The sequence below is a fragment of the Dactylosporangium sp. CA-139114 genome (genome assembly GCF_050955725.1).
In the GTDB taxonomy this organism is placed as follows: Bacteria; Actinomycetota; Actinomycetes; order Mycobacteriales; family Micromonosporaceae; genus Dactylosporangium.
Window position 1 is genome coordinate 7,077,725 of record NZ_CP192080.1, and the last position, 26,584, is coordinate 7,104,308.

The following is a 26,584-nucleotide window of genomic DNA, read 5'->3' on the forward strand; positions in this document are numbered from 1 at the left end:
ACGCCCGCCCGCGCGGCCGGGGCCGGTGTGCGCGCCGGGGCGGATCCGGGGGCTGTCATGATGTCGCGCATGGCTGACTCGGCTGCGGTCACGATCGTCTACGCGCCCGGCGCCGCGGCGCACGCCGACGCCGTGCGGGACCTCTGGATACTGGTCCGGGCGGCCGGCTTCGACGCGCGGCTCGAGGCCCGCGACGGTGCCGACGCCGACGCCGTGGTGCTCGAGGTGGGCGGTGAGCGGCGCGCGATCGTGAAGGTCGGCGACGAGGAGATCGCGTGGCTGCGCGCGCGCCGCGCCGCCGAGACGCCCCGGCACGAGCTCCGGCTCGGCGTGGCGGTGGAGGGCAGCCGGGTGCGGTGCGCCGTCACGCTCGCCGGGGAGCTCGTGTGCGAGCGCGACGAGCCGCTGCCGTTCGGCCGGGACGAGGTGTGGGACCTGCTGGACCTGCCCGACGCCGAGGCGCGGCTGGCGCGGCTCGGGCAGCGGCTGAGCCGGGCGCTGTTCGACGCGGACGCGCTGGACTACGTGACCGTCCTGCTCACCGCCGGCGTCCCCGGCACCGTGCTCGACGTCGTCGTCGAGGCCGACGGGCCCGCGCACGAGCTGCCGTTCGAACTGCTGCGGCTCACCGACCAGCGGGTGCTCGTCGCCGTCGACGGGGTGCGGCTGACGCGGACGGTCAGCGGCGTGCGCGTACCGAGGCATCCGGCGTCACCCGGGCCGCTGAAGATCCTCGTGGCGGTCGGGGCGCCCGAGCGGACCGCCAACCCGCCGCTGGACGTCGAGGCGGAGATGCAGGCGATCGTGTCGGTCGTCGGCGGCGTCGGGCGCGCGGAGATCACGATCCTGGAGGTGGCCGGGGTCGCGGAGATCGCCGAGGCGCTGCGCCGCGACGCGTACCACGTGCTGCACCTGTCCGCGCACGGCTCCCCGTACGGCGTGGAGCTCGAGGACCGCGACGGCAACGCGGTCGACGTGCGCGCCGAGGACCTTGTGCGCGCGCTGCGCCGGGGCGGCCGTCCGCTGCCGCTCATCGTGCTGTCCAGCTGCGGCGGGGCCGCCGACGCCGACGCCGGGCTGGCCGTGACCCTGCTGCGGCACGGCGCCGAGCGGGTGCTGGCGATGCAGACGTCGATCACCGACTGGTACGCCACACGCCTGCTCACCGGCGTGTACCGGGCGCTCGCCGAGGACAACGCGACCGTCGCCGCGGCCGTGGCGCGGGCGCGCGCCGAGCTGTTCGAGGCCACGGCCGGGGCGCAGCCGCCGAAGCGCCCCGAATACGCGGTGCCGGCCCTCTTCGCCGCGTCCGACGGGCCCCTGTGGGACGGCGCGGCACCCGCGGTACACCTGGAAAATCCGACGGATCTGCCGACCGGCGCCGGCGTGCGCGAGCTGCTGCTCGGGGACCTGGTCGGGCGGCGCGGGCTGCTGCGCGTGGTGACCCAGACGCTGCGGGACGAGATCGTCGCCGGCCCGCTGGTCAACGGCGTCGTGCTGACCGGGCCGGCCGGGATCGGCAAGACGGCGCTGGCGGGGCGGGTGGTGGGCCGGCTGCGCGACGACGCCGACCCGTGGGCGATCGTCGTGCACGCCGGCGCGTGGAACCCGCCGCGGCTGTTCGAGGACCTCGCCGCGGCCGGTGTCGACGCGCGCGACCCCGGGGAGCTGGCCGAGGCCCTGCACGCGCGGCGGATCCTGCTCGTCTTCGACGATTTCGAGCAGAATCTGACCGTCGGCGGTGACGCGTTCGCCGACCCGGGCTTCGGCGAGGTGTTCGCGACGCTCGCCGCGGCCGCCGAGCGCGGCAAGATCCTGGTGACGAGCCGTTATCCGGTGCCGGGAGCGCCCGCACTGTCGCGTGTGGACGTCGGCCCGCTCGGCGACGCCGAGCTGGTCCGGCTCATGCTGCGCCTGCCCGGCCTGCGCGAGCTGTCCACCGGGGACATGACGCTCATCATGGAGACGGTCGGCGGGCACCCGCGGCTCGTCGAGTTCGTCGACGCGCTGCTGCACGGCGGCGCGCGGCTGCCGGAGGTGACCGAGCGCCTGCGCACACTGAGCAGCAACGAGCAGTTCGAACGCGCGGGCGCGTCCGAGGCCGCCCGCCAGGCCGTCGCGCTCGGCGCGCAGGACGTGCTGCTGACCGAGCTGCTCGACCTCGCCGGCGCCGCCGCCCGCGAGACGCTGCTGCTGCTGGCGGTGTCCCGGATCGCGATGAGCACCGAGGACCTCGCCTTCGCCACGCTCGGCCGCGAACCGTCCACCGAGGACACCGCGGCGGTCGCCGCGCACCTCGATCGGCTCCGCGACCTGACCCTCGTGCGCGTGTCCGAGGACGGCGCGGTCGTCGAGCCGTGGCTGCGCGAGGCGCTCACGAAGGCGCAGGGCGACCGGCTGGCCGAACGGCACGCACGGGCGGCGGCCGCGTGCCGGCGGCTGGTCGACGCGGGCCGCGCGGACTTCGCGACCGCGCTCGAAGGGGTCTACCACCTCAGCGGCGACGAGCTCGCCGACTTCGCCGGCGCGGTGATGGCGAAGCTCTCCGGCGAGGTGTCGGTCGCGGCGTTCCTCGGCGACGTGACCGAGCGGCTGCCGGCCCGGCATCCGGCGTACCTGTCGCTGCTCACCCGCGAGCGCGACGCCCTCGAGGCACCGGCAGCACCGCCGCGGCCGCGGAGAAGGGCGAGGAGGCGGTCGCGATCACCGGCCGCGCCGCCAAGGCGGAGCCCGGCGACGCCGGCGCGCAGGTCTCGCTCAGCGCCGCCCTCGACAGCCAGGGCCGGCTGCTGCACCGCCTCGGCCGCCTCGCCGACGCCCGCCGCGCCTACGAGCGCGCGCTGGAGATCGACACCCGGCTCGCCGCGGCCGACCCCGACGACCTGCAGTTGCGGCGCAACGTCGGCCTGAGCCAGCTCAAGCTCGTGCGCGTCGCGCTGGACGACTCCGACCCGGACCGGGCCCGCACGGCGGCCGCCGAGTCGCTGCGCATCCGCCGCGAGCTGGCCGCGGCCGACCCGCAGCAGGGGTCGTTGCAGTGGGATCTGGCGGTCTGCCTCGGTACCGTCGCCGAAACGGCCGAACCCGAACAGGCCCGGCCGTTGCTGGAGGAGGCGCTCGGCATCTGGCGGCAGCTCGCCTCCGGCGACCCGGACGACGCCTCGCTGCTGTCGAACCTGTTCGACTGCCTGTACGCGCTCGCGGACCTCGACGCCGAGCACTTCCGCGACCTCACGATGGAGGCGGCGGCGATCGCGGACCGGCTCACCGACGCGGACCCGGGCAACACCGGCTTCCAGCGCAGGCTGCTGCGGTCGTCCTGGCGCCTCGGCGACATGGACCTGCGCGCCGGCGACCTGGCCTGCGCCGCCGGGCACTTCGCGGGCGCGTTGACCCTCGCGCAGCGGCTCGCCGACGACGACACCGGCAGCGTCGACGCGCAGCGGGACCTGGCCACCGCGTTGCGGCGGCAGGCCGACTACGCGCTCGCGAACGCCCGGCCGGAGGAGGTCCGCGGCCATCTCGAACGCTCGGCCGAGGTCACCGAGGCGCTCGTGCAGCGCTTCCCGCGCACCGGCGCCCTGCACCGCGACCTCGCCGAGTCCCGCGAGCGCCTCGGCGACTGGCTGCGCGACACCGGCGACCCCGCCCTCGCGCGCGACCTCTACCGCCTCGCCCTCGCCAGCCGGCGCCGCCGCGCGGTCCTCGACCCCGAGGACACCGCGTCGCGCCTGGCCCAGGCCGAGGTCCACGCGCGCATCGCCGCGCTCGACGAGGCGGCCGGCCATCGGGGCCGCGCGCGCCGGCAGTGGCGGGAGGCGGCCGAGCTCGCCCGGGTCCTCGAGGCCGGGGCCCGGACGTCGTACTTCGAGCAGCGCCTGGCCGCCATGTCCTGACCCCGTCCGCCGCCGTCCCGCCCGGCGGCGTTCACCCCTGCGCCGGGCGGGTCAGCCGCGGCAGCGGCCCGACGTCCGGGAACGACCCGTCCCCGAACAGCACCCGGGCCGCCGCCGCCCGCCCGGCCCGGCCCCGCGTCCCCGCGACCGCCGCCTCCACCAGCGCCGCCGAACGCAGCCCGCCGAACGCCCGCCGCAGCAGCAGCCGCCCCCGGAACCGGGATCGCAGCACGCCGCCGTCGTACCGTCGCAGCGCCCCCTCGTCCCCGCTGCGCACATACGCGCCGGCGACCGCCGCGGCCAGCTCCGACAGCCGCAGGCAGGGATCGAGCCCGCCCGCGGTCAACGGCGACACGGCCCCGGCGGCGTCACCGACGAGCAGCCCACCCGGGCACGCCAGCCGCCGCAGCACCCCGCCGACGGGAATCGGCCCGCCCCGCCGCTGCACCGGCCCCGCCGGCTCCGCCCGCCCGGGCGCGTCGCCCGCGAACTCGTCGAGCAGGTGCCGGACCCCCCTGTCCATCAGCCGCGCGTACCCGGCCACGCCGACGTGCGCGTGCCGCCCGTCGTCGATGACCCAGCCGAGGTACCCGGGTGCGACCCGCGGGTCGAGCACACAGTGGAACGTCGGCGTCCGGCCCGGCCCGGCGACCGGATGGACGATCTCGGCCCCGACCAGCATCCGCCGGTTGACGTCGAGCCCGAGGTCCCGGGCGACCCGGGAACGGGCGCCGTCCGCGCCGACGAGGAACCGCGCGCGCACCGGCTCCCGCCCGTGCAGGCGGACCAGGCCGTGCACGGACCCGTCGTACCGCGTCCCGAGCCAGACCGTGGCGCCCGCCGCCTCCGCCTCCCGCCGCGCGTACTCGTACACGCCGGGCATGTCGGCCACCCGGTACTCGTCGCGGTCGCTGGTGAGCCGGACCGGCCGCCGCCGGGACGGCGGGTAGAGCACCACGTCCCGCACCCCGGGCCCGAGCAGGTGCTCGGGCAGCGGGAAATCCTCGAGCGTGCGCCGCACGAAGATCCCGGTCGTGCGGACCCCGGCCGCGAGGGACCGGCGCTTGTCGACGACCACGACGTCGAGCCCCTGCCGGGCGAGCAGCCGCGCGACGTGCAGCCCCGCGAGCCCCGCCCCTACCACCAGCACATCGATGCTCCGCACGTCCCCGACGCTAGGCCGCGGGGCGCGCGAATCCGCGTCCGTGCACCGAACCTCCCCGACACCTGCACACCCGGCGCTGCGCCTGCGCGGCGTTTCAACTGCGGTGCGCGATGCCCCAGCGGGGACGGTCCTTCGACGGCGGGGTCAGGTCGTCGGGGAGGTCGCCGAACGCGGCGGAGTCGTCCACCGGGGTGTAGCCGGGCAGGGTGCAGCCGTACACGCGCGGGGTGTTCGCGGAGACGCCGTGGTACACCCCGAAGCCCACATCCACCGCGAGCGCCGCCGCGACCAGGCGGTTCAGGTCGCCGGGGCTCAGCCAGCCGCCGCGCCAGCTCGCCGCGGGCGGGCGCTCGGCCACGCCGCCCAGCCGCAGGCACACCGTCGACAGGCCCCACACGTCGGCGTAGCAGCGGGCCAGCTGTTCGCCGAGGACCTTGCCGGCGCCATAGGGGCAGCAGGCGTACGGCGGCAGGTCCTCCGCCACGAAGCTCCTCCCGGCGTCGACGTGCCCGGCCATCGCGTGCAGCGAGGACGCCAGCACCACCCGCCGCACCCCGTGGGCCACGGCGGCATCGAGCACGTTCGCGACGACGTCGGCGTTCGGCACGCGCAGTCCCGCCCACGGCGTGTTCGGGTCGGCGTTGCCGGCGAGATGCACCACCGCGTCGGCCCCGGCGATGACGTCACGGGCGAACCCGGCGTCGGCGAGGTCCCCGGCCACGAACTCGCCTTCTGCCGCGCTCCCGTCCCATGGCGCGCTCGCGTCGCCCGGCGCATTCCCGTCCCATGGCGCGCTCCCGTCCCCCGGCCCGCTCCCGTCCCCTGGCCCGCTCCCGTCCCCCGGCCCGCTCCCGTCCCCCGGCCCGCTCTCGTGCCCTGGGCCGTTCCCGTCCCCCGGCCCGCTCTCGTGCCCTGGGCCGTTCCCGTCCCCCGGCCCGCTCCCGTCCCCTGGGCCGTTCCCGTTCCGTGCCGCGAGGTCGTCCCCTCGCCCGCTCCGGTTCCGTGCCGGGAGGTCGGTGCGCCGCACGTCTCCGTCGAGCCGCAGCCGCCCCGCGACTCCCCCGGCCGCCCCGGTGATCACGATCATGCCCCGACCCTACGGGACCTCGGCCCGCCCGGCATCGCGGCATCTGCGGCACCATGGAATCGTGATCAGCGTCGAACTGGCCATCGAGCTGCGCGAGGCCGGCCTGCGGTGGCGCCCCGCCCCGGGCGACCGCTTCGCCATCCCGGACCGCGGCCTGGACGACCAGGCCTTCGTCCTCAGCGACATGATCGTCCAGCTGCACGACCTGCCCGGCGGCGAGGCGGTCATCGGCTTCAACGGCACCACCGAGTGGGCGCTGGACGACGTCGAGCGGGACGAGGCCGTCTGGCTGCCGCACGAACACCAGCTGCGCGAACTGCTCGGCCCCGGCTTCCGGGCCCTGGAACGTTCCGGCGACGGCTGGCGCGTCGCCGTGGCGGACCGGGCGGACTCGTTCGGCGCCTCACCCGAGGACGCGTACGCCCTGGCCCTACTGCGCGTGCTACGCACGACATGAGCGACACTGCTGCGCGCGTTGCACGCGGTCTGAACGGCCCACTGCTGCACAGCCTGCGCACAGGCTGAACGGCCGACTTCTGCACAGGCTGCGCGCGGGCTGAACGGCACCGCTGCACATGCCGCGCGCGCGACGAGCGGCACCGGTGCGCGGGCTGCGCGCGGTCTGAACGGCCCACTGCTGCACAGGCTGCGCGCGGGCTGAACGGCACTGCTGCACACACTGCGCGCGTGATGAGCGGCACCGGTGCGCGGGCTGCGCGTGCTGCGTGCGGCATGAGCGATCCTGCGCCGCGCGGGATGAGCGCGGGATGGGCGGTGCCGCTGGGTGGGCTGGGCGTGGGATGCGCGGCGGGGTGCGCGGGTGGCGAGTAGCCTTGGCCGCGTGGATCTTCCCGATGGGCTGCGCGACCTGCTGGAGCGCAACAGTCTCTGCTATCTGACCACGCTCATGCCTGACGGCTCGCCGCAGATCACCCAGACCTGGGCCGACACCGACGGCAAGCATGTCCTGATCAACACCGTCCGCGGGCACCAGAAGGTGCGCAACATCGAGCGCGACGTGCGCGTCGCCGTGGCGATCGGCGACCCGGACGAGTCGCGGCGATACTTCCAGGTCCGCGGGCGCGTCATCGCCGTCACCGAGGAGGGGGCGGCCGAGCACATCGAGGTGCTGTCCCAGCGATACCTCGGCGGGCCGTACCCGTGGTTCGGCGGCCGCGACCAGGTCCGCCTCCTGGTGACCATCGAGCCGGAGCACATTACCGGTCAGTGACCGCCGCCCAACCCCCACCGCAACCGCGGCCGGGCCGGTGCGGTCCCCCCGACCGCACACGACCCGGCCGCGCACTACCTCGCCGCGCGCAACGCCCCCCGACGACTGCACGAATCCGACCGGACCAGCAGCGCTCAGCCTCGCCGCGCGCAACGCCCCCGACGACCGCACGAACCCGACCGGCCGACCTCGCTCAGCCTCCCCGCGCACAGCACCGCCCGACGACCGCACGAACCCGACCAGACCGGCCGCGCTCAGCCTCGCCGCGCACAGCACCCCCCGACGACGCACGAACCCGACCAGACCGGCCGCGCTCGGCCTCGCCGCACGCAGCGCCCTCTACGACCGCACGAACCCGGCTGGGCGGCCGTGCGCTCAGCCCGCGGCGACCGCTTCCGTTGCGGCCGCCACGACCTCGGCCGGGAACGGCGTGCCGCGGGGTGCGAGCGTGCCGCGCACGACGAACATGCCGCCGCGCGCCTCGGGGCGCCAGCCGTGCTCGAGCGCGTACTCGACGATCGCGCGCACGTCCTTCGGCGTCGCGAAGCACGAGTCGTCCGGCTCCGCGGGCTGTAGGTGCGCCTGCAGCACGCGGCCGTTCTTGCCGCCGCCCCACACGCGGACGCGAACCGTGCGGTGCGGTTCCGCGCCGACGACCGGGACGTACCAGACCGCGGCGCGCCACAGAAAGTCCCGTTGGCCGAGGTGCAGCGTGCGTAGCTTGTGCATGGGTGCCCTTTCCCGGCGACGCTCCACAGTGGATGGATGCTCGGTACCCGGGGAGGGATTCGAACCCCCAACACGTCGGGTCTGAGCCGACGGCCTCTCCCTTTGGGCTACCCGGGCGGGTGTGCCGTGCCGCGTGGACAAGCGGGGACTCGAGCCCCGAATCCGCTGGGGACCCGGGATTCGAACCTGGACCGGCTGGTGCAGAGCCAGCCATGCTGCCGGTTACGCCAATCCCCAACGGCGCCGGCCGGACTCCGGGCCGGCGCACGACGAGTGGACGACGGGATTCGAACCCGCGGCCTTCGCCTTGGCAAGGCGATGCGCTACCGCTGCGCCACGTCCACACAGGAGCGTCCCGCGCTCCTCGAACCATCGGCGGGAGTCGAACCCGCTACTCTTGGGTGGAAGCCAAGCATGTCACCGTGGACACCCCGATGGCCTGGTAGCGAGTAGGGGAGTCGAACCCCTGTCTCCGCGCTGAGAACGCGGCGGCCTGACCGCTGGCCGAACCCGCCAAGCAAATCCCGCGCCTCGCCCCGGAGCCGAGGCGCCGGGACGTCACGAGATCCATCCGCTGTGGAGTTGTCAACGAACAGCGTTGCGCAGGGGCGACAGGATTCGAACCTGCAACCGCCGGTTTTGGAGACCGATGCTCAGCCAGTTGAGCTACGCCCCTCTGCGGTACGAAAAGCGGTACGAAAAAGCCGCCCGGTCCCTGTGCGGGGCGGGCGGCTGAGAGCGGCTCTCGTTCGAGCTCTACGCTCGCCACCGTCCCGGCCACTCAGCGACCGCGAGCAGGCCGGCACCCAGCAGCTGCCGCTGCCCGGCCTCGGTTCCCGTCCACGTCGTCATCGCTGCGGCCTCTCGGTGTGTGTGCCTCGTTCGCTTCCATGGACGACGATACGCACCGTGGCCCGGGGCGGGCAACGGAATAACTGCGTAAGGTGCTCGGCATGGGGGGCGACGGGTACACGGCGCGGCTGGCACCGAAGTGGCGCCGGCTGCTCGTGATCGGCTCGGTGGCCGTGTCGTTGCCGATGCTGTCGTTCGAGCCGGCGGCGCTCGGGGCGGCGGCGGCGCGGATCGTGGCCGTCGGGCTGATGGCGGTACAGGCGGCGGCGCTGTTCTGGCTCGATGCGCGGCCGCGCGGTGCGGCGGCGATCGTGCTCGCGGCCGGCGCCGGGTTTCAGGTGCTCTTTCCGGCGTTCGGGCCGGGGGTCGCGTTCGTCGTGCTGTGCACGTACGCGTGGATGCGCCCGGCCGCGGAGTCGCTGTGGATGCTCGGGCTCGCCGCGGTGGCCGTGTCCGGGCCGGCGCTGGTCCAGCAGCGGTGGCTGCCGGCCGGTCTGTGGCTCGTGGCGTGCCTGCTCGCGTGGAGCTGGGGCGCGCAGGCGCGGGCGCGCGGGGCGCGGCGGGTGGCGGAGCGGCGGCAGGCGGCCCTGCAGGAGCGGGCGCGCATCGCGCGGGAGCTGCACGACGTGCTCTCGCACACGGTGTCGGTGATGGTGGTGCAGGCGGCCGCGGCCGACGACGTCTTCGAGGTGAACCCGGCCAAGGCGCGGGAGGCGCTGCGGCGCACCGAGGAAGCCGGGCGCCAAGCCCTCGCCGAGCTGCGGTGGTTCCTGCGTACCGTGCGCGACGAGGACGGCGCCGAGGGCTCGCCGCAGCCGTCGCTGGACGACCTCGAGCGGCTGGCGGAGTCGGTGCGCGGGGCGGGGCTGGCGGTCGAGGTGGTGCGGGAGGGCTCGGGTCCGGTGCCCGCGGCCGTGCAGCTCGGGGCGTACCGGATCGTGCAGGAGGCGCTCACGAACGCGTTGCGCCACGCGCAGGGTTCCAAGGCGGTCGTCCGGGTTCGGATCGATGGGGAGGCACTGGTGGTACAGGTGCAGGATGACGGCAACGCGGGAGCCTCCCCGTCGGCGAACCGCGGCAGCGGGCAGGGGCTGGCGGGCATGCGGGAGCGGGCGAGCCTGCTCGGCGGGGCGTTCAGCGCGGGGCCGCATCCGGACGGCGGGTTCCGGGTGGAGGCGCGGCTGCCGGTCGGCGAGGCATCGGGAGGAGCGGCGTGACGATCAGGGTGCTCATCGCGGACGACCAGGCGCTCGTCCGCTCCGGATTCCGGATGATCATCGAGGCGCGCGACGACCTCGAGGTCGTCGGGGAGGCCGGCGACGGCGCGGAGGCGGTGCGGCTCGCCGCGCAGACGGCGCCGGACGTGGTGCTCATGGACGTGCGGATGCCGGGCATGGACGGGGTCACGGCGACCGGGCGGCTGACGGCGGCCGGGCCGGCGCCGCGGGTCATCATCCTCACGACGTACGACCTCGACGAGACGCTCTACGCCGCCCTGCGCGCGGGGGCGAGCGGGTTCCTGCTCAAGGACGTCCGGCCGGCGGAGCTGGTGGAGGCGATCCGGGTCGTGGCGCGCGGGGAGGCGCTGCTGGCGCCGACGGCGACGCGGCGGCTGCTGGACCGGTTCGTGGCCACGGACACGACGCCGCCGGCCCCGGTCGGGGTCCTCGCCCAGCTGACCGAGCGGGAGCGGGAGGTGCTGGGGCTGCTGGCGCGCGGCTCGGCCAACGCGGAGATCGCGTCGCGGCTGGTGGTGACCGAGGCGACGGTGAAGACGCACGTGTCGGCGATCCTGCGCAAGCTCGGGGTCCGCGACCGGGTGCAGGCGGTGGTGCTCGCCTACGACCTCGGACTGGTCAGGCCGCGCCCCTCATCCTGAGGACTGAGGCGAAAGACCGGTCCGTGGTCCGACGCCGGCCGACGCCGCCCGGCCTAACGTCGACGGCATGGATCCCAAGCAGCGCAAGGCGATCCGGCTCGTCGTGGGCCTGCTCGTCGCCAGCCTGTCGATGAGCGCCCTCTTCGCCCTGCTCACACTCGTCTTCCGCCACGACGTGCTGATCTACCAGCAGGCGCGGCACCCCGGCGCCGACCCGGCCGCGCTCGACCGTACATTGTGGACACGGCCGGTCCCGGTCCTGGCGCTCGCGGTGCTCTACGTGTGGGTGACGCGGCAGCTGCTCGCCGGGGTCGCGCGGGGGTACCGGCGGGTGCGGATCATCTCCGCGGCGGGGTTCGTCGCGGTGGCGTACCTGTTGCTGAGCGGCGAGTACCCCGGGTGGATGCGGGGCGTCCAGACGGTACAACTGCTGCTGTTGGCATCGTTGATCGTGGCGGTGAACCGGCCCGTGGTGCGCTCGGCGTTCCCGGCCGTGCCGGACGAGCGGCCCCGCAACCGCCGGGCCGCGTGGCTGCTCGTGCTCGTCGCGCCGCTCGTCGCCGAGCTCACCCTGGGCACGATCCCGCTGCGCACGGCGTGGGTCCTGCTCGTGTTCGCCCCGCTGTACGGCGGCGGCGCGCTCTTCCTGCGCGAGATCGTGCGGCGCACCGGCGGCGGCTACGCGAACCTGCTGCTGATGGGCGTCGCCTACGGGGTGGTCGAGGAGGGTCTGGTGCTGCAGAGCCTGACCAGCCCGCACCTGTACCACGCGGCGGACTGGGCACCGCGGCTGTTCGGCCTGAACACGGACTACACGCTGCTGAACCTCGTCTACCACGCGGTCTTCAGCGTCACGATCCCGGTCGTGCTCGTCGAGCTGTGCTTCCCCGGCCACGGCACCCGGCCGTACCTGCGCCGCGGCGGCCTGATCGCGACCGGGCTGATCGCGCTGGCCGGGGCCGGGCTCGTGCGGCTGGCGGTGCCGCCGTCGGAGGACCCGGGCTACACGCTGCCGCTGGGCGCGGTGCTCGGCTTCGCGGCCGTCGCGCTGGGGGCGGGCGGGGTGGCACTGCGCGTACACCTGCGCCCGGCGGATGCGCTGCGACCACCGCGCCCCCTGGCCGTGGCCCTGACCACCGGCGGCGCCGCGCTGCTCTTCTTCGGCCTCGCCTGGCCCTTCGGCGGTGCGCGGCAGCCGCTGTTCACCCACGGCACGTGGGCGCTGCTGCCGATGGCGGGCGCGACGGCGATCGTGGTGCTGCTCGTGTACCGCATGCGCCGGTGGAGCGCCGCGCCCGGGTGGACGCGGGCGCACCTGATCGCGGCGTGCACCGGGGCGCTCGCCGCGCACACGGTGTTCGGCCTGCTGGGCCAAGCGGACGGCGCGCTGGACCGGGGCTTCCTGGGTGCGGTCGCGGTGCTCACCGTGACGCTCGGGTGGGCCGCGGTCCACTACCGTGCGTCGCCCGAGTTCGCGCTGGGTGATCGCCGAAACGTGAACTTGTCTCAGTAGGTTACGGTTGATTGGAACGGAACGGCGCCGACCGAGGTGCCCGCCGTCACGTTTCCCAGACGGGTTGGAGCGGGAGGCCTCGTTCGGTCCGGGCCGCGTCGACGAGGCGCTGGATGAGGTCGGTCTTCGCGCGGGTGTAGGTGTCGCCGTCGGGGTTGGTGGCGGCGAGGGACTGCTTGAGGCGGCCGTACTCGTCGCGGGCGGCAGGGTGGCGCAGGAGGTGGTCTCGGAGGAGTCGCTCGTTGCGGGTGGGCCAGGATTCGGTGGTCACGATGTGCAGGTGGACGGCGGGGCGCTCGGCCGGATCGGGGTGCTGCCGCTCCGCGGCCTCGGCTTTGCCGCGCCGGGCCTTACCGGGCTCGGCGTTGCCCGGTTCGGCGTTGCCCGGTTCGGCGTTGTTGGATTCGGCGGCGTTTGACTCGGCGTTGCCTGGTTCGGCGGCCCGCTGGGTGGGGGCTGCGGCGGTTGCGGGTTGGCCGGCGGGTGTTGCGGGTTGGCCGGCGGGTTCGGAGGCGGCGGGTCGGTCGTCGCGGTGGTCGGCCGGCGCCGGGAGCGCTGAGGCCGTCGCGGGTCGGGCGGCGGGATCGGCGGCGGCCACGGCGGACCTCGAGGATGTCGGCACGGACACCGGCGCAGGCACGGACGCCGACGCGGGCACGGACGCGGGCGCAGGCAGGAAAGCGGGAGTCGGCGCCGGCGTGGGCTTGGCTTCGGAGTCGTTTTCGACACGCGCGGGTGCGGGGGTCGGCTCACGGCGGTAGAAGAGGCGCTCCGGCATGCCGGTTTCGATGAGCGTGTAGCCGAGGCCGGGGTCGGGTACGGCGGCCAGGGTGTCGACGGCGGCCATGAGGTCGATCACCGGTTTGGCCGGCAGGCCGGGCACCGCGGTGCTGCCGAGGTGCTCGATGACGGTGAAGACGCCCGGGTGCGCGGTCTGCAGTTCGGTGATCGCGGCCGCGGCGAAGCTCGGCCAGGCGGGGTCGTAGGCGTGGACCTCGATGCTCATGGTGCGACAGTCTGCCCGAATTCGGCTCGAGCTGAGGGCCGCGGTGGAGCGAAAACTGCCAAATGACGCAATTCGCGAAATGAGGCGCAAAATCGGACGTTGCGGCGATAAACCGGGTGGAGGGTCCCGAGGCCGGGTGGGTGGGCGGCTAGGCAAGGGACGCGGGGAAGGCGTGCGGCTGAAGCGCACCGGGATGCGGCGGGGCGGGAGGAGCGGCTGAGCGGAAGCGTGGGTACCGCGGCGACGTGAACATCGCGACGAGGAAGAGGCCGCGCCAGCCGAGGCCGTCGGCGGGTGACTAGGTGCGCGACGGTGACCGGGCGTGGATCAGGTTCGCCGTCAGCAGCAGGTCGCGGTCGTCCAGGATGGTCGGCGTCGGGGCGTCGGCCAGGACCTGATGGTGTTCGCCGAAGACTACGCAGCGGTCGGCCAGTGACGGCAGGGAGTCCAGATCGTGCGTCGCCAGGACGATGGTCTTGCCGGCCGATCGGAGTTGCTCCAGGAGCTCGATCAGCCAGAACTGCGTGCGCGGGTCCAGGGCCGCGGTCGGCTCGTCGAAGAGCAGGACCTCGGGGTTCATGACGAGGACCGAGGCGATCGCGACGCGCTTCTTCTGGCCGCCCGACAGCTGGAACGGGGCGCGGTCGGCGAGGTCGGTGATGTCGAGCATGGCCAGGACGTCGTCGACGCGCTGGGCGGCGGTCGCTCGGTCCAGGCCCAGCTGCAGGCAGCCGAAGGCGATCTCCTCCCGTACCGACGGGGAGAACACCTGCGCGTCGGAGTTCTGGAACACGAAGCCGACGCGGGCGCGGAAGCCGTGGTTGAACTGCTCGTCCTCGAGTTTGTCCTCGGTGACCTCCTCGCCGAAGGCGGTGAACGTGCCGCTCTCGGCGAACAGCAGGCCGTCGAGGAGCTTGAGCAGCGTCGACTTGCCGCAGCCGTTGGCGCCGAGCAGGGCCACGGTCTCGCCCGCGTTGACCTGCAGGCTCACGCCGTCGAGGGCGGGGAAGCGCTCGAGGTACCGATAGCGGATCTCGTGGCAGTCGAACACCACGCTCATCGGCCGGCCACCAGCAGCGCCGCGGCGAAGAGCGCGGCGCCGGCCACGAACCAGCCGTCGAGGGGCGAGAGCCGGAAGCCGTGCAGGGTGCGGGCGTCGCCGGTGTAGCCGCGGGCGGTCATCGCCTGGTGCACCTCCTCGGAGAGCTGGTGAGCCTTGCCGAAGAGCGTACCGGCGCCGGCCGCCACGAACGCGCGGCCGGCCTTCGTCTGGCGGCGGCCGTCGTCGGCCACGAGGGTGCGGGCCTTGCGGGCGGTGTACATGTCGTCGACCGCGTCGAGCAGGAGGAACAGGTAGCGGTACGCCATCCCGATGATGAGCACGAAGATCTTCGGGACGCCGAGGGCGCGCAGGGCGGCCAGGAGCCGGGCCCACGGCGTGGTCAGGGTGAGCAGCACGACGAGGGAGATCGAGGTCGCGACGCGGGCGATGATGATCCCGGCGCCGTGCAGGCCCTGCTCCGTGACGCCGTGGGTGTGGCCGTGCCAGTGCCACAGCGGCAGCAGTACGTCACCGGGGGTGACGACGGAGAGGGTCGCGGGGAGCACCACGATGCCGGTGAAGATCGGGATGAACAGCCAGACGCGCTTGACGAAGTACCCGAGCGACAGGCCGGAGGCGACAGCGAGCGCGACGGTGGCCACGTAGGCGCCGGCGAGGACGGGCAGCGAGTGCACGAGGGCGACGGCGATGAGCAGCCCGATCATCGACAGCAGCTTGACCCGCGGGTCGAGGCGCTGCAGCGGGCCCCTGGCGGCGGCGACGTCCTCGGAGAAGATCGCCTGCCGCAGCACGCCGGACGCGCCGGCGAGGGTCTTGCCGACGAAGCTGCCCTTGCGCCGCCGGCCGATGCAGCCGCACGGGCACAGTCCGACCTCGGGCTGCAGCAGCCAGGCGGGCGCCGAGGTCGAGGCCGGGGCGGTCATGGCCGCACCGGCGGCGTGTCGAGGTCGGCCGCTTCCCGCTCTCCCCCGCGCAGCCGCCCGATGAGCCAGGTGACGCCGAAGACCAGGGCCGCGACGACGGCCACGCCGATCAAGGCGCTGAGGATGTACTGCCACCAGCTCCCGTCCCCGTAGCCGGGCAGGAGCGTGCTGCCCCAGAAGTCGGTGTACTTGGCGAGGCCCGACGGCACGGCGCTGAGCCCGTACTTGCCCAGGTCGAGGTCCTCGGGCGCGTCCTCGCCGAACGCCCCGCCGGGCGCGAGCAGGCCGAGCGGGCTGATCAGGGCCATGATCCCGAGCGTGACGAGCGCGGCGCGCACCGGGGAGACCGGCTTGCGCCGCACCTCGGCCTCGGTGAGCGGCACCTCGGGGGCGTTGATGCGCAGCAGCGGCACGTTGGCGCGCTGCAGGTAGGCGACCACTCCCCCGGTGAGCACGCCCTCGACGAACCCGGCGATGAGCAGGTGGGCGAGCATCATCGCGGGGATCGCCTGGGAGAGGTGGAACGGCGCGTAGAGCGGGGTGCCGTCGGCCTTGTGGAACAGGTCGGGCTGGATGCCGAACTCGACCGCCGTGGCCAGGGCGGACGCGTTGAGCCCGACGTAGGCGCCGGCGACCGCGGCCCACATCCGGCGGCGGGAGGTCAGGGCGGCGTTGCGGGTCAGCAGGCGGTACACCCCGTAGCTGACGAACGGCAGGACGACCGCCATGTTGAAGGCGTTCGCGGGGAACGCGAGGATGCCGCCGTCTCCGAAGAAGAGCGCCTGGATCAGCAGGGCTATGGACACGGCGATGCACGCGGCCCACGGTCCCAGCAGGATCGCGATGAGCCCGCCGCCGACGGCGTGCGCGGTCGTGCCGTCGGGGATGGGGATGTTGAACATCATCACCACGAACGAGAACGCGGCGCCGAGCGCGACCAGCGGCACGTACCGGCTCTTGACGACCTTCTTGACGCGCGCGGCCGACTGCCACCACAGCGGCAGCATCGCCACGCCGAACACCATGCTGGTCTGCGGGCTCAGGTACCCGTCGGGAATGTGCACGATGAGCAGTCTTCCGCTATCGCAAGTAGTTTGCAATAGCGAACGAGGTGCGTGAGCCACTCCACTGCGCGGCGCCCGGCCGCTTTCACCCTCGCAGCGTGCCCCTCATGCATGAACAGATGAACAACGGCACCCTTCAGGTTGAGAGACTTGTCCACGACCCCCGCCGTCAGGCATCGTCGGATGTCGACGGACGGAGGCTCGCCGTGGTCGCACCCAGCGCCGAGGACTCGACCGACACCCGGGACCGGACCGTGCCGCGCCAGGCCGGACCCGCCGACTCGGTGCTGCCCGAGCTGCGGGCGATGTGGTGGGAGAGCGGGGCCCGGGCCCGGGCCGAGGCCGGCACCTGGGCGGTCTTCGCCGAGCTGCCCCGCCTGCTCGCCGCCGCCGTCCGGCTCAGCTGGCGGGCCGACCGGGCCCGGACCCTGCTCGTCGGCGTCGCGACCGTCGGCTCCGGCGTGTTCGCGTCGTTCGGGCTGCTCGCGACCCGGCAGGTGCTGGTGGAGCTGTTCGCGGGCGGGCCGACGCCGCAGCGGGTCTCCGCGGCGCTGCCGGCGCTCGCCACGCTGGCCGCCGTGACCGGGCTGCGGGCGGCGCTCGGGATCGCGTCCGGGTACGCGCAGAACGGGCTCACGCCGCGGGTCGACCGGGAGGTCGAACGCTCACTGTTCGAGGTGACCACCGCCGTGCGGCTGGACGCGTTCGACGCGGACGCGTTCGCCGACGACATGGAGCGCGCCTCGCGCGGCACCGACTCGGCGGTCGGGCTCGTGCAGGGCGCCATGAACCTGCTCGCCGGGCTGGCCGGGCTGCTCGCCGTGGCCGCCGCCGTGATCGTCATCCATCCGCTGCTGCTGCTCGCGCTGCTCGTGGCGACCGTGCCGAACGCGTGGGCGTCGCTGCGGGCGGGGCACCAGCGGTACCAGACCTTCATCGCGGGCTCGGTGCGCCGCCGGCGGCTGTGGCTGCTGCACCGGCTCATGGCCGAACGCGACTCGGCGACCGAGCTGCGCTCCTACGGGCTGCGGCGGTTCCTGCTCGACCAGTACGACCGCGTGATGGGCGCCGAGACCGACATCCAGCTCGCCCTGGCCCGGCGGGTCACGACGACCACGAGCGTCGGATCGGTCATCGGCGGCATCGCCACCGTCGGCGTCTACACGCTGCTCGGGGTGCTGCTCATGCGCGGGCAGATCCCGATCGCGGCCGCGGCCACGTGCGTCATCGCCGTGCAGACCGCGCAGCGTTCGCTCACGACCGTGACGCTGCAGATCGACCGGATCTACACCGACGGCCGGCATTTCGGCGACTACACCGGGTTCATGGACCGGGCGGAGCAGTACCTGCCGCACGACGGTGTCGAGAACCGCGGCGAACCGGACACACTGCGACGACTCGACGTGCGCGGGGTGCGCCTGGCCTACCCGGACCGCGACACGCCGGCCGTCGATGACGTGTCGCTCACGGTGTACGCCGGGCAGACCGTCGCGTTCGTGGGCGAGAACGGCTCCGGCAAGACCACGCTGGCCTCGATGATCGCGGGGCTGCGCACGCCCGACGCGGGCGCGATCGAGTGGAACGGCCGCGCGCTGCCCGCGTGGGACACCGCGGCGCTGCAGGCGCGCATCGCCGTGGTGACGCAGGAGTACCACAAGTGGCCGTTCACCGCCGCGACGAACATCGCCATCGGCGACGCCGCGGCCGAGCCGTCCCAGCCGCGGATCGAGGCCGCGGCGGTCCGGGCGGCCGCGCACGAGATGATCGCCGAGTTGCCGCACGGCTACGAGACGCTCCTGGACCGCACCTTCGCCAACGGCCAGGACCTCTCGGGCGGGCAGTGGCAGCGCATCACGGCGGCACGCGGCTTCTTGCGCACCGCGGACCTGCTCATCATGGACGAGCCGTCGTCGGCGCTGGACCCGCGCGCGGAGGACGCCCTGTTCCAGGCGATCCGCGACCGGCAGGGGCGGCTGACGACGCTGCTCATCACGCATCGCCTGGCGAACGTCCGGCACGCGGACCGCATCTACGTCCTGCACCACGGCCGCGTCGTCGAGCAGGGCACCCACGACGACCTGATCGACGCGGGCGGCCGCTACAGCGAGCTGTTCCGTCTCCAGGCCGCGGGCTACCTGGCCTGACCCTCACCGAGCTCGTGTTCCGCCGCGCGCAGTCCGGGACCGTTCACTCACGCGGTCGGCATTGCACGCACCGCGCAACGCACGTGCGCACGGCCCGGATCGTTCACTCGGGCAGCTCGTCTTGGTCGCGGAGCGCGGTGCGCATTCGCACATTGCCCGTGGCGCGCAGTGCCCGATGCGCATTCGCACATTGCCCGTGGCGCGCACTACGAGTGGCTGGTTGCGTTCGGTCCACTATGGATTGACGTTGATGATACGGCGGCGGTCGGACAGCCCCGGCCGGGGTGGTCGCCGCGTCTCCGCCGATTTGCGCCGGCCTCGCGGTTTCCGTGGCCTGGGCGACCGCCGTGGCGCCGCGCGACCGCCGTGGCCCTGCGCGACCGCCGTGGCCCTGCGCGACCGCCGTGGCCCTGCGCGACCGCCGTGGCCCTGCGCGACCGCCGTGGCCTGGGCGACCGCCGTGGCGCTGCAAGATCGCCGTGCCGCTGCGCGATCGCCGCCTCCCGGCCCGCGTCCTCACACCCGGCCGGTGCCACCGCACCCGCTGCCGTCGGCGATGCAGCAGCCGATCCCGATGACGATGGCACGCCCGGCCGGCGCCGGCGTCGCCCGCGGACTGCGCCAGAACCCGCGGTACGGCTGGGCGTCGCGCCGCGGCGAACGAGTTGGCCGGAAACCGAAATCGCCGTCGCGGGGCGCCGGCAACAAAGTCGTTCGGATCCCAAATATCGCGACCGCCCCCGGCACGAGCGGGCCGGCGTGCGCTCTGCCGGGCTGCCGGACGTACGCGCTGGTCACTGCGTTCGCCACCGCCCGCTCCGACCCCGCGCGGCAGACATCGCGCGGCCCGGGACGCCCGGCGCGCGACGGCCAACCTGGCCGACCGCACCCGCACGGGCGTCGATTGCGGCAACATGATGCGCACGGGGCTGCTGTGACTGGAGGGTGTCGTGGGGAGTTCCAGGTACTTCGAAATCCGCACCCGCAACCGGGAGGAGGCCGCGGAGTCGCTCAACCGGGTCGCCGTGCACCGGCCCCGGATGCGCTTCGACGACACCGAAGCGGGCGGCGTGTCGCTGCGGACCGCGAACTACGACGGGCTCGGCGCCGACCTGATACGGTTCGGCGGCATGCACTACGCGGCCGCCGTCGAGCCGGTCGACTTCCTGCTCGCCGGGTTCGTCGCCGACGGGCGCGGGGTCGTGCACGGCCGCGACGACAGCGCCGAGCTGCCGCGCCACGGTGGGTTCCTGTACCCGCTCGGCGTCGAGTTCGCCGCGGAGTACGACGACGCGTCCCTGGCCACCGTGCGGGTACCGCTGGACGTCATCGCCCCCATGGCCGAGGCCGCGACCGGGATGCCCGCCGCCGACCTGCGCTTCGAGGCGGTGACGCCGGTGTCGGAGGCGATGCGCCACTACTGGGCCGGGACCGCCGTGCACCTGACCCGCCACCTCGCCGTGCCCGACGCCGACCTGCCGCCGCTGCTGCTGGACCAGCTGCGCCGATTAGCCGGCGCGTCAATGCTCACGGTGTTCCCGAACACCACGATGACAGCGGCGCGCCTGCCCGAGCCGGGGCGCATCCCGCCGGCCGCGGTGCGCCGGGCCGTGGCCTACATGGACGCCCACGCCGACGAACCCCTCACCGCCGCCACGATCGCCGCCGCCGCCGGGATCGGGGTGCGGGGACTCCAGGTCGCGTTCCGCCGGCACCTGGACCAGACGCCCCTGGAGTACCTGCGGCGGGTCCGGCTCGAGCGCGTGCACCGCGAGCTGCAGGCGGCCGAGCCCGGCGCGGGCGTGACGGTGAAGGCGATCGCCCGCCGCTGGGGATTCGCCAACCCGGGCCGGTTCACCGCCGAGTACCGCGCGGTCTACGGCCACCTGCCGAGCCGCACCCTGCGCACCTGACGAAACCGGCGGCGACGCCGGCCCGGATCCGGCGGCGAGACCGCGGGCACGAGCGCCGAATCGCGCAAATACCCCGGCGGGCGAAAAATCCGATAAGTCGCGGCACGCAGTGCCCGACTTATCGACCCAACCCCCGCACCGGCGGGAGGAGCGCAAGCGGCTCACCCGAACGGCTGAACCCGCGGACCGCGACCGTGAAGGGCGCCTTCGGCGTCACCACCGTCGACATCACCCTTGCCGAGGCCGAGCTACAGAAAGCTCAGGACCTTCGCCTGCAGCCAGTGCTCCAGATCCGCGGCCGCCATCGGCCGGGCGTAGTGGTACCCCTGCGCGATGTCGCACCCGAGCGCCCGCAGCGCATCCGCGTGCGCCGCGGCCTCCACCCCCTCGGCGACCACCGTCATCCCCAGGTTGTGGCCCAGCTCCACCGCCCCGCGCACCAGCACGGCGTCGTCGTGGTCGGTGTCCATGTGCAGCACGAACGTCCGGTCGATCTTCAGCTCGTCGACCGGCAGCTGCTTGAGGTACGCCATCGACGAGTAGCCGGTGCCGTAGTCGTCGATCGACAGCCGCACCCCGAGATCGTGCAGCTGCCGCAGCGTCGCCGTGGCCTGCGCCGGGTTCGCCATCACCGCCGACTCCGTCACCTCCAGCCGCAGCCGCCCGGCCGGCACCCGGTGCTCGGCCAGCAGCCGCGTCACGTCGTCGACCAGCCCCGGGTCCAGCAGGCAGCGCGGGGACAGGTTCACCGCCACCGGCAGCTCGCGGCCCGCGTCGAGCCAGGCGCGCGACTGGGCGAGGGCGTGGCGCAGAACGTACAGCGTCAGGCGGTTGATCAGCCCGGTCGTCTCCGCCACCGGGATGAAGTCCGCCGGGGCGATCGGGCCGCGCACCGGGTGCCGCCACCGCACCAGCGCCTCCAGCCCGCACACGGCCCCGTCGGCCAGCGACACCTTCGGCTGGTAGTACAGCGAGATCTGGTCGTCGGCCTCCAGCGCCCGGCGCAGGTCCCCGAGCAGCAGCAGCCGGCTCGAGTCCTCCGTGCGCATCTCCGGCTGGTAGGCCAGCACCCCGGCCTTGGTGTCCTTCGCCGTGTACATCGCGATGTCCGCGCACCGCACCAGCTCGTCGGGCGAGCCCGAGTCCTGCGGCGCCGACGCCACCCCGATCGACACCTCGATGTCCACGGTCACGTCGCCGAGGTCGAAGCTGCGGTGCAGCTCCGCCTGGACCCGCTCGGCGAGCCGGGCCGCGTCCGCCGGGCCGGTCCCCGGCAGCAGGATCGCGAACTCGTCGCCGGCCAGCCGCGCCACCGTGTCCGCGGCGCGCACCGCCGCCGTCGTGCGGGCCGAGACCTGCCGCAGCAGCTCGTCGCCGTACTGGTGGCCGAGGGTGTCGTTGACCTCCTTGAACCGGTCCAGGTCGAGCATGAGCACCGACGGCCTGCCGTCGAGGGCCTCGGCGGTGCGGGCCAGGAACACGCCGCGGTTCGGCAGGCCGGTGAGCTCGTCGTGCATCGCCTGGCGCACCAGGCGCCGCTGGTAGCCGGTCGCGACGAGGGTGAAGACCACGATCATGCCCAGCCCGACGGCGAAGGACGACAGCGTCGCCACGAACACGAGCCGCTCCACCCGGTCGAGCCGGTCGCTGGCCGCGCCGGCCGCCGCGTCCTGCTCATTCTCGGCGGCGTGCAGCAGCGAGCCGAGCTGCGACTCGAGGGGGTCGATGTCGTCGGCGGCGACGCGGCGGATCTCCACCGGGTCGGCGCGGTCGACGGCGGAGAAGAACCGCTCGGCCGCGGCCAGGTACTGCTGGTGCAGGCCGCGCAGCCGGGCCACGACGGCCCGGTCGTGCGCGGAGCCGCGCGCCTCGATGTCGCGCAGCGACGCCTCCAGCGAGGCCGCGGCGTCGGCGTGCTCGGCGCGGGCGTGCCGCTCGGGCTCGATGCGGTACTGCTGCTTGGCGATCTCCTCGCCCGCGGTCGCCTCGTGCGCGTGGTGGTACACCTCGGCCAGCCAGGCCGCCGTGCGCGCCGACGTGGCCACGTGCCGGGTCGCCACCGTGCCGACCACGCTCACCCCGGTGAGCGCCAGCAGCACCAGGGCCAGCCCGATGAACGCGACTCGCCGCCTGGCTTGCGATCGTGACACGGCTGCTCCCGTCCGCGCCCGTGCCATCCGCGGGCCGCACCATCCGGATCGTCGGCACCGTGGGGCCCGCGTTGACGGCAGCGGCGGTTGCGAGTCGGGATCACACCCGGTTTCGCGTCCTAGGATCCTAGGTCCTATTCCCCCCGGCCGTCGCATTCGGTACCTTCTCCTGCGCAATGAGTACTCCTGACCCCCGGCACATCGGCGACCGCGACGCCTTTGCCGAGGCCCTGACCGCGCTGCGCGAGCGGGCCGGGCTGTCGGTGCGCCAGGTCGCCGCGAAGGCGGGCGCCCGCAACTCGCTGAGCACCCTCGGCGACTGGTTCTCCGGCAAGGGGCTGCCGTCGCTGAGCTCCCAGCCGCTGTTCACGCGGGTGCTGCAGGCGTGCGGGGTCCCGGCCGGGGCGGTCGGGGACTGGCTGGCCGCCTGGCACCGCATCCGGCACCGGCCCGTGAGCCGCGCCGCCGCCGGGGAGCCGTACCGGGGCCTGGCGAGCTTCCAGCCGTCCGACGCTCCCTGGTTCTTCGGCCGCGAACGGATGACGGCCGCGCTGTGCGAACGGGTCGCGGCCCGGCACGCCGGCGGGGGCGGGCTGCTGCTCGTCGTGGGCGCGTCCGGCTCCGGCAAGTCCTCGCTGCTGCGGGCCGGGCTCGTCGCGGCGCTGCGGGCCGAGGGCTGGACGGCCGAGATCGTCACGCCCGGCGCCGCCGGTCCCGCCTTCCCGTCCGTCGTGGCCAGCCGGGCGCTGCTCGTCGTGGACCAGGCGGAGGAACTGCTGACCGGCGGTACCGATCCCACCGCGTTTGTCGCAAGCCTCGCCCCGCCGCCCGGCGCGGTCGTCGTGCTCGCCCTGCGGGCCGACTTCTACGCGCCGGCACTGGCGTATCCGGCGCTGCTGGAGGCGGCCCAGCAGCACCAGTTCACCGTCGGGGAGATGACCCGCGACGAGCTGCGCGCCGTGATCACCGAGCCCGCCCGCCGGGCCGGCGTCGACGTCGAGCACGGGCTCGTCGAGCTGCTGCTGGCCGAGGCCGGCTCCGAGCACGCGACGCTGCCGCTGCTGGCCCACGTGCTGTTCATCATGTGGCAGGCCGACCGGCGCCTCACCCTGGCCGGATACCGGCGGGCCGGCGGGATCAGCGGCGCCGTCGCGGCCACCGCCGAGGAGGTCTGGGCGGGGCTGCCCGCGTCCGGCCGCGAACCCGCCCGGCGCCTGCTCACCGCGCTCGTGCACGTCGGCGTCGACACCGTCGACACCCGGCGCGTGGTCCCGACCGCCGGCCTGCTCGCCGAGCTCGCCCTCGACACCGCCGACACCGCCGAGGCCGAGGCCACCCTCGAGCGCTTCGTGCGCCACCGGCTCATCACCGCCGAGGACGGCACCGTCCGGCTCAGCCACGAGGCCCTGCTCACCGCCTGGCCCCGGCTGCACGGGTGGCTGCGGGCCGGGCGCTCCGGGCTCGTCGTGCGCCAGCAGCTCGCCGCGGCCGCCGCCGCCTGGCAGCGGGAGCGGCGGGACCCGGCGGCCCTCTACGGCGGCACGAGGCTGGCCGCGGCGCAGGAGTGGGCCCACGAGCACCCGGCCGAGGTCTCCCCGCCCCTGGCCGACTTCCTGCGGGCCAGCGCCCGGCACGCGCGGCGGACGACCCGGCGGCTGTACCGCACGATCGCCGCCCTGTCCGTGCTCGCGCTCAGCACGCTGCTGCTGGCCGGGTACGCGTTCCAGCAGCGGCACGCGGCCGTCGAGCAGCGCAACGAGGCCCTCTCCCGGATGATCGCCGGGCGCGCCGACTGGCTCCGCGAGCGCGACCCGACCCTGGCCGGGCAGGTGGCGCTGGCCGCGTACCGCACCGCCCCGACGCTCGAGGCGCGCTCCGCCCTGCTCGACGCGACCGCCACGCCCACCCCGGCCCGGCTCGGCCCGTTCGACCGCGCGGCCCAGGCGGTCGTGCTGCTGCCCGGGCGCGGGCTGCTCGCGGCGGCCGGGGCCGACCACACGGTCCGGCTCTGGCGGACCTCGGCCACGCCCGTCCCCGCCGGCGTGCCCCTGCCCGGCCCCGCCGAGGCCCTGTACGCGGTCGCCGCCAGCCCCGACGGGCGCCTGCTGGCCGCGGCCGGCGCGGAGGGGAAGGTCTTCGTGTGGCGCCTCGACGACCTGGCGCACCCGCAGGCCCTGCCGCCGCTGGACGGGCCGGCCGGCACCGTCTACGCCCTGGCGTTCAGCCCCGACGGGCACACCCTGGCCGCGGGCGGCGCCGATCACGCCGTGCACCGCTGGCAGGTCGGCGCGGCCGGGCTGCTGCCCGCGCCGCCCCTGCCCGGGGCGGCCGACGTCGTGCAGTCCCTCGCCTACAGCCCCGACGGGCGGACCCTCGCCGCCGGCACCGCCGACCGGCTCGTGCACCTGTGGAGCGTCGACGGCCCGGCCGCCCCCGCCCACCTCGCCGCCCTGCCGGGGCACACCGGCAAGGTCCTCGCCGTCGCGTTCAGCCCCGACGGCCAGCTGCTGGCCAGCGGCAGCGGCGACGCCACCGTCCGGCTCTGGGACGTCGCCGACCCCGCCCGCGCGGCCGCGCACGGCCCGCCCATCACGGGCCCGGCGAGCTGGGTCAACGCGCTCGCGTTCGCCCCCGGCGGCGAGACCCTCCTGGCCGGCTCCAGCGACAAGAGCGTCACCGTGTTCGAGCTCGCCACCGGCCGCCGCCGCCAGCGCCTGCCGCACCCGGCCCCGGTCACCGCCGTCGCCCTCACCCCCGACGGGCACGGGCTGGCCAGCGCGAGCACCGACGGGTACATCCGCACCTGGACGCTGCCCGGGCCGCTGCTCGCCGGCCCGCCCGGCGGGGTGTTCTCCACCGCCTACAGCCCCGACGGCAGCACCCTCGCGGTCGCCGGCAAGGACCAGACCGTCCGGCTCTGGCACCTCACCGACCCGGCCGGCCCGGCCCTGTGGACCGCGCCGCTGAGCCGCCCGCCCGGCGCCGACGGGTATGCCGGCACCGCCGCCTACGCGCCCGGCGGCCGCCTGCTCGCCGCCGCCACCCGCACCGGCGAGATCGACCTGTGGAACGTCGCCGACCCGTCCCGCCCGAGCCGCGCCGGGGCGCCGCTGACCGCCGGGAAGGACCTCGTCGAGTCGCTCGCGTTCGGCCCCGGCGGCACCGTGCTGGCCGCGGCCGGCGACGACGGCAACGTGTACCTGTGGGACGTGCCCGCCGCCCGCCCGCTCGCCACGATCCCCGGCTCCAAGGCGATCGTGCTCTCCGTCGCGTTCGACCCGGTCCGCCCGCTGCTGGCCGCGACCGACACCGACGGCGGCGTGCGCCTGTTCGACCTCGCCGACCCGGCCCGGCCCCGGCTGCTCACGACGCTCGGCGGGTTCACCGGCTACGCGTACAGCGCCGCCTTCAGCCCCGACGGGCGCCTGCTCGCGGCCGGCAGCGCCGACAAGAGCATCCAGCTGTGGACCCTCGCCGACCCCGCGCATCCGGTACCGCTCCCCCGCCGCCTCACCGGCCCCGCGAGCTACGTGGACTGGGTCGCGTTCGCCCCCGGCGGCGACCGCCTCGCCGCCGCGTCGACCGACGGCACCGTGTGGCTCTGGGACGTGCGCGAGCCGTCCCGCCCCGCGGCCCTGGCCACGCTGGGCCGCACCGACGACGCGTACTACGTGGTCGCGTTCAGCCCCGACGGGCGCACCCTGGCCGCGGGCGCCGACGACGGCACGACCCGCCGCTGGGACACCGACCCGCGGCACGCGGGCGCCGGCATCTGCTCGGGCGCGGGGGCGGCGATCAGCCGGGCGGAGTGGGAGCAGTACGTGCCGTCGGCGCCCTTCACCCAGCCCTGCTGAGCCCGGCGCGCCCGTCCGGACCCGTCCGGAGTGCTGGACGCCGGACGGGCCGGACGGTTGGCTGTGGGGGCGCGCGAGACGTTGCCCGGCACCAGGGGGGCGGCCGCCCGCCGGG

At 74.9% G+C, this 26,584-nt stretch carries 18 protein-coding genes and 6 tRNA genes; 10 read left to right on the plus strand and 14 right to left on the minus strand.

Features of this window, described 5'->3' with window-relative positions; all coding sequences use genetic code 11:
- The first annotated feature begins 69 nt into the window (after positions 1-69).
- A complete protein-coding gene (locus ACQP2P_RS31620) occupies positions 70-2,910 on the plus strand; it encodes a CHAT domain-containing protein (protein WP_433607016.1) in 2,841 nt (946 codons plus the stop codon).
- Complete coding sequence (locus tag ACQP2P_RS31625) at positions 2,889-3,896, plus strand: hypothetical protein (protein WP_433607018.1); 1,008 nt, start codon at positions 2,889-2,891, stop codon at positions 3,894-3,896. Before ACQP2P_RS31620 ends, ACQP2P_RS31625 begins: the two co-directional genes overlap by 22 nt.
- 31 nt (positions 3,897-3,927) lie before the next feature.
- Here ACQP2P_RS31625 and ACQP2P_RS31630 read toward each other — a convergent pair whose 3' ends face one another.
- Together ACQP2P_RS31630 and ACQP2P_RS31635 are read right to left on the minus strand one after the other, a co-directional pair.
- Positions 3,928-5,061 (minus strand): FAD-dependent oxidoreductase, encoded by a 1,134-nt coding sequence (locus ACQP2P_RS31630; protein WP_433607020.1) that lies wholly within the window; start codon positions 5,059-5,061, stop codon positions 3,928-3,930.
- A gap of 94 nt (positions 5,062-5,155) precedes the next feature.
- Positions 5,156-5,782, minus strand: a complete 627-nt coding sequence (locus ACQP2P_RS31635; RefSeq protein ID WP_433607022.1) for an NAD-dependent epimerase/dehydratase family protein — start codon at positions 5,780-5,782, stop codon at positions 5,156-5,158.
- A 427-nt stretch (positions 5,783-6,209) separates the two neighbouring features.
- On the opposite strand from ACQP2P_RS31635, the gene ACQP2P_RS31640 reads away from it, so the two are divergent.
- Positions 6,210-6,605, plus strand: a complete 396-nt coding sequence (locus tag ACQP2P_RS31640) for a pilus assembly protein CpaE (RefSeq protein ID WP_433607024.1) — start codon at positions 6,210-6,212, stop codon at positions 6,603-6,605.
- 384 nt (positions 6,606-6,989) lie between these two features.
- Positions 6,990-7,379 carry a PPOX class F420-dependent oxidoreductase gene (locus ACQP2P_RS31645; RefSeq protein ID WP_433607026.1) on the plus strand — a complete coding sequence of 130 codons (390 nt, stop codon included), beginning with the start codon at positions 6,990-6,992 and terminating at the stop codon, positions 7,377-7,379.
- A gap of 375 nt (positions 7,380-7,754) precedes the next feature.
- Here the strand turns inward: ACQP2P_RS31645 and ACQP2P_RS31650 are convergent, their stop codons facing one another.
- The 7 genes from ACQP2P_RS31650 to ACQP2P_RS31680 form a co-directional block, all read right to left on the minus strand.
- Positions 7,755-8,108, minus strand: coding sequence for a hypothetical protein (locus ACQP2P_RS31650; RefSeq protein WP_433607028.1), 354 nt, complete (start codon positions 8,106-8,108; stop codon positions 7,755-7,757).
- Between the two features lie 44 nt (positions 8,109-8,152).
- Positions 8,153-8,225 (minus strand) — tRNA-Leu (locus ACQP2P_RS31655).
- Positions 8,226-8,273: 48 nt separating this feature from the next.
- Positions 8,274-8,345: transfer RNA gene (locus ACQP2P_RS31660), tRNA-Gln, on the minus strand.
- Between the two features lie 35 nt (positions 8,346-8,380).
- Positions 8,381-8,452 (minus strand) — tRNA-Gly (locus tag ACQP2P_RS31665).
- Positions 8,453-8,475: 23 nt separating this feature from the next.
- A tRNA-Gly gene (locus tag ACQP2P_RS31670) sits at positions 8,476-8,547 on the minus strand.
- A gap of 1 nt (position 8,548) precedes the next feature.
- Positions 8,549-8,623: transfer RNA gene (locus tag ACQP2P_RS31675), tRNA-Glu, on the minus strand.
- 88 nt (positions 8,624-8,711) lie between these two features.
- Positions 8,712-8,784 (minus strand) — tRNA-Trp (locus ACQP2P_RS31680).
- Positions 8,785-9,061: 277 nt separating this feature from the next.
- On the opposite strand from ACQP2P_RS31680, the gene ACQP2P_RS31685 reads away from it, so the two are divergent.
- From ACQP2P_RS31685 to ACQP2P_RS31695, 3 genes are all read left to right on the plus strand, one after another.
- Positions 9,062-10,177, plus strand: coding sequence for a sensor histidine kinase (locus ACQP2P_RS31685; protein WP_433607030.1), 1,116 nt, complete (start codon positions 9,062-9,064; stop codon positions 10,175-10,177).
- Entirely contained in the window at positions 10,174-10,839 is a 666-nt protein-coding gene (locus ACQP2P_RS31690) for a response regulator (protein ID WP_433607032.1), read from the plus strand. Before ACQP2P_RS31685 ends, ACQP2P_RS31690 begins: the two co-directional genes overlap by 4 nt.
- Positions 10,840-10,906: 67 nt before the next feature.
- The gene (locus tag ACQP2P_RS31695) at positions 10,907-12,352 is read left to right on the plus strand and encodes a hypothetical protein (RefSeq protein WP_433607034.1); all 1,446 of its coding nucleotides are present in this window, start codon (positions 10,907-10,909) and stop codon (positions 12,350-12,352) included.
- 46 nt (positions 12,353-12,398) lie between these two features.
- On the opposite strand, the gene ACQP2P_RS31700 is transcribed toward ACQP2P_RS31695, so the two are convergent.
- From ACQP2P_RS31700 to cbiM, 4 genes are all read right to left on the minus strand, one after another.
- Entirely contained in the window at positions 12,399-13,448 is a 1,050-nt protein-coding gene (locus tag ACQP2P_RS31700) for a GrpB family protein (RefSeq protein WP_433607036.1), read from the minus strand.
- Between the two features lie 208 nt (positions 13,449-13,656).
- Positions 13,657-14,418 carry an energy-coupling factor ABC transporter ATP-binding protein gene (locus tag ACQP2P_RS31705; RefSeq protein ID WP_433607038.1) on the minus strand — a complete coding sequence of 254 codons (762 nt, stop codon included), beginning with the start codon at positions 14,416-14,418 and terminating at the stop codon, positions 13,657-13,659.
- Positions 14,415-15,344, minus strand: coding sequence for a cobalt ECF transporter T component CbiQ (gene cbiQ / locus ACQP2P_RS31710; protein WP_433607040.1), 930 nt, complete (start codon positions 15,342-15,344; stop codon positions 14,415-14,417). Before cbiQ ends, ACQP2P_RS31705 begins: the two co-directional genes overlap by 4 nt.
- Positions 15,341-16,408 carry a cobalt transporter CbiM gene (cbiM, locus tag ACQP2P_RS31715; RefSeq protein ID WP_433607042.1) on the minus strand — a complete coding sequence of 356 codons (1,068 nt, stop codon included), beginning with the start codon at positions 16,406-16,408 and terminating at the stop codon, positions 15,341-15,343. Before cbiM ends, cbiQ begins: the two co-directional genes overlap by 4 nt.
- A gap of 305 nt (positions 16,409-16,713) precedes the next feature.
- Between cbiM and ACQP2P_RS31720 the strand changes: the two genes are divergently transcribed.
- The gene (locus ACQP2P_RS31720) at positions 16,714-18,552 is read left to right on the plus strand and encodes an ABC transporter ATP-binding protein (RefSeq protein ID WP_433619341.1); all 1,839 of its coding nucleotides are present in this window, start codon (positions 16,714-16,716) and stop codon (positions 18,550-18,552) included.
- Between the two features lie 950 nt (positions 18,553-19,502).
- Positions 19,503-20,465 (plus strand): helix-turn-helix domain-containing protein, encoded by a 963-nt coding sequence (locus ACQP2P_RS31725; protein ID WP_433607044.1) that lies wholly within the window; start codon positions 19,503-19,505, stop codon positions 20,463-20,465.
- A 248-nt stretch (positions 20,466-20,713) separates the two neighbouring features.
- On the opposite strand, the gene ACQP2P_RS31730 is transcribed toward ACQP2P_RS31725, so the two are convergent.
- Positions 20,714-22,615 (minus strand): putative bifunctional diguanylate cyclase/phosphodiesterase, encoded by a 1,902-nt coding sequence (locus ACQP2P_RS31730; RefSeq protein WP_433607046.1) that lies wholly within the window; start codon positions 22,613-22,615, stop codon positions 20,714-20,716.
- 176 nt (positions 22,616-22,791) lie between these two features.
- Here ACQP2P_RS31730 and ACQP2P_RS31735 point away from each other — a divergent pair, with 176 nt between their 5' ends.
- On the plus strand, positions 22,792-26,469 hold the full coding sequence (locus ACQP2P_RS31735) for an AAA family ATPase (RefSeq protein WP_433607048.1): 3,678 nt from the start codon (positions 22,792-22,794) through the stop codon (positions 26,467-26,469).
- The last annotated feature ends 115 nt before the right edge of the window (positions 26,470-26,584 follow it).

Bases quoted from the DNA above. Each gene is read 5' to 3' on its own strand.
- ACQP2P_RS31620 (WP_433607016.1), top strand. From the start codon at position 70: ATGGCTGACTCGGCTGCGGTCACGATCGTCTACGCGCCCGGCGCCGCG.
- ACQP2P_RS31650 (WP_433607028.1), bottom strand. From the start codon at position 8,108: ATGCACAAGCTACGCACGCTGCACCTCGGCCAACGGGACTTTCTGTGG.
- ACQP2P_RS31685 (WP_433607030.1), top strand. From the start codon at position 9,062: ATGGGGGGCGACGGGTACACGGCGCGGCTGGCACCGAAGTGGCGCCGG.
- ACQP2P_RS31695 (WP_433607034.1), top strand. From the start codon at position 10,907: ATGGATCCCAAGCAGCGCAAGGCGATCCGGCTCGTCGTGGGCCTGCTC.
- ACQP2P_RS31705 (WP_433607038.1), bottom strand. From the start codon at position 14,418: ATGAGCGTGGTGTTCGACTGCCACGAGATCCGCTATCGGTACCTCGAG.
- cbiQ (WP_433607040.1), bottom strand. From the start codon at position 15,344: ATGACCGCCCCGGCCTCGACCTCGGCGCCCGCCTGGCTGCTGCAGCCC.
- ACQP2P_RS31720 (WP_433619341.1), top strand. From the start codon at position 16,714: ATGTGGTGGGAGAGCGGGGCCCGGGCCCGGGCCGAGGCCGGCACCTGG.
- ACQP2P_RS31735 (WP_433607048.1), top strand. From the start codon at position 22,792: ATGAGTACTCCTGACCCCCGGCACATCGGCGACCGCGACGCCTTTGCC.